We start from the raw sequence: 4,798 nt of genomic DNA on the forward strand, positions 1-4,798 counted from the left end.
AGGCGCTCTGTCCGTCTGGAACGGATGTGAACCCCGCTGGCGGCGGCCGGTGGGGGTGAGCCTCGGGATAAGACGAACAGGGCAGGACACGGTCAGGCATCAAATAAAACAACCAGCCCTACGCGCAAGCGTGGGGCTTTTTATTTGGCGGGTCTACGGACAATGACAGGAGCTTGCTAACGCTGTTCAGTCAATAAAAAAGGCCCCGCAGGGCCTTGGTTGGTGTTTCGACGGCACATGCAGCGGTATTAATGCGCGCTGCCTTGCGAAATTCCCAGACCGGTTTGCGAGCGAACGAACTGAGAGCGGAAACGCTCGCGTTCCTGCTGGCCTGCCAACGAACTGTCGGTGACCGAAAATAGCCAGGTACCGACGAATGCCACAATCATCGAGAACAACGCTGGGTATTCGTATGGATAGATCGCTTTCTCATGACCGAGTATTTGCACCCAAATCGTCGGGCCAAGGATCATCAGGATCACCGCGGTCAACAGACCAAGCCAGCCACCGATCATCGCACCACGAGTGGTCAGGCGTGACCAATACATCGAAAGGATGATGATAGGGAAATTACAGCTGGCGGCAATGGAGAACGCCAGACCGACCATAAAGGCAATGTTCTGCTTTTCAAACAGAATGCCTAATGCAATGGCAACGATCCCCAGCACGACGACGGTGATCTTGGACACGCGCAGTTCATCACGCTCGGTAGCCTTGCCGTTTTTGATAACGCTGGCGTACAGATCGTGGGAAACCGCCGACGCGCCCGCCAGCGTCAAGCCAGCGACTACGGCCAAAATTGTGGCGAAGGCTACGGCAGAAATAAAGCCAAGGAAGAAGTTGCCGCCGACGGCATTGGCCAGGTGTACCGCTGCCATATTCGTGCCGCCGAGCAGTGCGCCGGTCGCGTCTTTAAACGCCGGATTGCCGCTAACCAGCAGAATGGCGCCGAAGCCGATGATAAAGGTCAGAATATAGAAGTAACCAATAAAACCGGTCGCATAGAAAACGCTTTTACGCGCTTCTTTTGCATCGTGCACCGTGAAGAAGCGCATCAGGATATGTGGCAAGCCTGCGGTACCGAACATCAATGCCAGCCCAAGCGAAAGCGCTGATATCGGATCGGAAACCAGCCCTCCTGGGCTCATGATGGCAATGCCCTTGGGATGCACTTTCACTGCTTCGGCGAACAGGGTATTGAAGTCAAAATTCACCGACTTCATCACCATCAGCGCCATAAAGCTGGCGCCGGACAGCAGCAGGACTGCCTTGATAATTTGTACCCAGGTGGTGGCCAACATGCCGCCAAACAAAACGTACAGTACCATTAAGATACCGACCAAAATGACCGCGATATGATAGTTGAGGCCGAATAACAGCTGAATGAGTTTACCTGCGCCAACCATCTGGGCGATCAGATACAGCGCAACCACCACCAGTGAGCCACAGGCAGACAGCGTGCGAATCGGTTTTTGTTTCAGGCGATAAGACGCAACGTCGGCGAAGGTGTAGCGGCCCAGATTACGCAGACGTTCGGCGATCAGGAACAAAATTATCGGCCAACCAATCAGGAAGCCAATGGAGTAGATCAGCCCATCGTAACCCGAGGTATACACCAGTGCAGAGATCCCAAGAAACGACGCGGCTGACATGAAGTCGCCGGCGATTGCCAAACCATTTTGCAAGCCGGTAATGCGCCCTCCGGCAGTGTAGTAGTCCTGACGGGAACGGGTGCGCTTGGAGGCCCAGTAGGTGATATACAGCGTAGCGCCAACGAACAGCAGGAACATCACGATGGCCTGAATATTCAACGGCTGACGCTGAACCGCGCCGCCGATGGCGTCCGCCTGGGCCAGGCCAGGTAATAACAGTAATGTTACCGCAATGAATAAACCCCTCATTGTTTCACCTCGCGCAGCACTTCCGCGGTGAGACGGTCAAATTCACCGTTGGCGCGGAAAACATAAATCCCGGTAAGGACGAACGAAATAACGATCAGCCCGACGCCGATTGGAATGCCGCGCGTGATGGTTGAGCCGGCAGCGATAGGGGTGCCTAGCCATTGTGGGTTAAAGGCAATTAAAAAAATAAAACCGACATATAACGCCAGCGTTATTAGCGACAGCAGCCAGGCAAAACGGCTGCGTTTGCGCACCAGCTCCTTGAAACGCGGGTTTTGCTCAATCCCTTGATAAATGGTGTCATTCATCAGAGTGTCTCCAGTAGGTATTGATAGCGAACGCCGCGCATACCCAAGGGTATCAAGCCGTGCATCCGACAACCGGCGATGAACGGCCCGAAGCGGCAGAAATTATGACGGCACTTTCATTGATTGTTTTTCTTCCAACAGCTTGTCGACTACGGCTGGATCCGCCAGCGTTGAGGTATCCCCCAGGTTGCTGGTATCGCCAGCGGCAATTTTGCGCAAAATGCGGCGCATGATTTTGCCCGAACGGGTTTTAGGCAGCGAGTCAGTCCAGTGCAGTACGTCGGGCGTGGCGATTGGCCCTATTTCTTTGCGTACCCAGTTACGCACCTCGGTATACAGCTCCGGCGTTGGCTCTTCCCCGTGGTTTAACGTGACATAGGCATAAATTGCCTGTCCTTTGATGTTGTGTGGTATGCCAACCACTGCCGCTTCAGCGATTTTTGGGTGGGCAACCAGCGCCGATTCGATTTCTGCGGTTCCCAGACGGTGGCCCGATACGTTCAGCACGTCGTCGACTCGGCCGGTGATCCAGTAGTAGCCGTCTTCATCACGGCGGGCACCGTCGCCGCTGAAGTACATGCCTTTGAAGGTAGAGAAATAGGTTTGTTCGAACCGTTCATGATCGCCGAACAGGGTACGCGCCTGGCCAGGCCAGGAGTCGGTGATCACCAGATTGCCTTCGGTTGCTCCCTGCAGCGGGGTTCCGCTGTTGTCAACCAGCGCCGGCTGTACGCCGAAGAACGGGCGCGTAGCGGAGCCGGCTTTGAGTTCGGTGGCGCCTGGCAACGGGGTGATCATAAAACCGCCGGTTTCGGTCTGCCACCAGGTATCCATAATCGGGCATTTCCCGTTACCGATTTTGTTGTAATACCATTCCCAGGCTTCGGGGTTAATCGGTTCGCCGACCGAGCCCATAATACGCAACGAATCGCGTTGGGTACCTTCGATGGCTTTGTCACCTTCGGCCATCAGCGCACGGATGGCGGTAGGGGCGGTATACAGAATATTGACCTGATGTTTATCCACCACCTGCGACAGGCGATTAACACCAGGGTAGTTAGGCACGCCTTCAAACATCAAGGTGATGGCACCGCAAGCCAGCGGGCCGTAAAGCAGATAGCTGTGGCCGGTAACCCAGCCAACGTCGGCGGTACACCAGTAAATATCACCGTCATGGTAATCGAAGACGTATTTAAACGTCATGGCGGCATACACCAGATAACCACCGGTGGTATGCAAAACGCCTTTAGGCTTGCCGGTAGAACCGGAGGTATAGAGAATGAACAGCGGATCTTCGGCGTTCATCTCTTCCGCGGGGCAATCGGCGGAGACGCCGTCAATCAGGTCATGCCACCATAAATCGCGCCCTTGTTGCCAGTAGCCCGGTTTTCCGGTGCGTTGGAACACCACCACATTATTGACGCTTTTTACCCCCGGATTTTTCAGCGCTTCATCGACGTTTTGCTTCAACGGTACCGAGCGGCCGGCACGCAGGCCTTCGTCGGCGGTAATCACCAGGCTGGAGTTGGAATCGATGATACGCCCGGCTACGGCTTCCGGTGAAAAGCCACCGAAGATAACCGAGTGCACGGCACCGATACGCGCGCAGGCCAGCATGGCCACGGCGGCTTCCGGCACCATTGGCATATAGATTGCCACCACGTCGCCTTTTTTAACCCCGAGGTTCTTCAACACATTGGCGAATTGACAGACATCGTGATGCAGCTGCTTATAGGTGACATGTTTGGATTGGCCGGGATCGTCACCTTCCCAGATAATGGCGGTCTGATCGCCGCGACTGGCCAGATGGCGGTCCAGGCAGTTGGCCGCCAGGTTCAGGGTCCCGTCCTCAAACCAGCGAATGCTGACGTGGCCAGGATCGAAAGAGGTATTTTTCACCTTGGTGTAGGGTTTGATCCAATCGACAATTTTGCCATGCTCACCCCAGAATGCATCTGGGTCTTGCACAGACTGTTGATAATATTGCTGATATTGTGCCGGATTGATCAGGGTGCGTTCCGCAATTGCGGCAGGAATAGCGTGTTTGTGCAGTTGGCTCATAGCTTTTCTCCTTGAAGTTGTTAATAGTATGTCAACTGAAGGTTAAGTATAGTTTGCTATGATTCTTTGTTTCTTTTTTGCGCGGCAGATCACGCAACGAAGATATTGATTTGTAATAGTTACTGGTGAAATTGATGACGATATCCACTGACTTGGCAGCAAAAAGTCCATGAATATGTCATTTTTAACTAAACTGCCATTATGAATAACCAAATGTTATATGGTTGGTGAATATATTGAATCAAGAGATGGCAACGATTCGGCTATTATTTTTCTGTGGTTCGAAGAGATAACAAATTATCTGAAAGCATGTGTTTTTCTATCGGGCGATCATGGAAACAATTGATTTATTAATTGTATTTAAAATAACTAATTGTTTTTATTTCTATTCTTGTTAACCTTGGCGGAAGGAGGGAAGCGTAATGCTAATGTCGAACAGTCAAGTCATTCGTTAGAAAATACATATCCTCCGGTGATTTGAGATATTAGTCCTTTTCTTTATCCCGTCTTCTTTTATGCTGGCCGAAA

Annotated in this window: 3 protein-coding genes; all 3 read right to left on the bottom strand. The window is 52.6% G+C overall.

Annotated features, from left to right (window positions below):
• Positions 1-248: 248 nt before the first annotated feature.
• The gene (gene actP / locus ACCC84_RS22485; RefSeq protein ID WP_004966325.1) at positions 249-1,901 is read right to left on the bottom strand and encodes a cation/acetate symporter ActP; all 1,653 of its coding nucleotides are present in this window, start codon (positions 1,899-1,901) and stop codon (positions 249-251) included.
• Positions 1,898-2,209 (bottom strand): DUF485 domain-containing protein, encoded by a 312-nt coding sequence (locus tag ACCC84_RS22490; RefSeq protein WP_088499845.1) that lies wholly within the window; start codon positions 2,207-2,209, stop codon positions 1,898-1,900. The genes actP and ACCC84_RS22490 overlap by 4 nt, the downstream gene beginning before the upstream one ends.
• Before the next feature lie 102 nt (positions 2,210-2,311).
• Positions 2,312-4,270, bottom strand: coding sequence for an acetate--CoA ligase (acs, locus tag ACCC84_RS22495; protein ID WP_198773948.1), 1,959 nt, complete (start codon positions 4,268-4,270; stop codon positions 2,312-2,314).
• Between the last annotated feature and the right edge of the window lie 528 nt (positions 4,271-4,798).

Origin of the sequence: Serratia odorifera, assembly GCF_041448735.1 — a bacterium.
In the GTDB taxonomy this organism is placed as follows: domain Bacteria; phylum Pseudomonadota; class Gammaproteobacteria; order Enterobacterales; family Enterobacteriaceae; genus Serratia_F; species Serratia_F odorifera.

What these genes read in the sequence shown, in the direction of transcription:
- actP (WP_004966325.1), bottom strand. Translation starts at nt 1,901, where the DNA reads ATGAGGGGTTTATTCATTGCGGTAACATTACTGTTATTACCTGGCCTG.
- ACCC84_RS22490 (WP_088499845.1), bottom strand. Translation starts at nt 2,209, where the DNA reads ATGAATGACACCATTTATCAAGGGATTGAGCAAAACCCGCGTTTCAAG.
- acs (WP_198773948.1), bottom strand. Translation starts at nt 4,270, where the DNA reads ATGAGCCAACTGCACAAACACGCTATTCCTGCCGCAATTGCGGAACGC.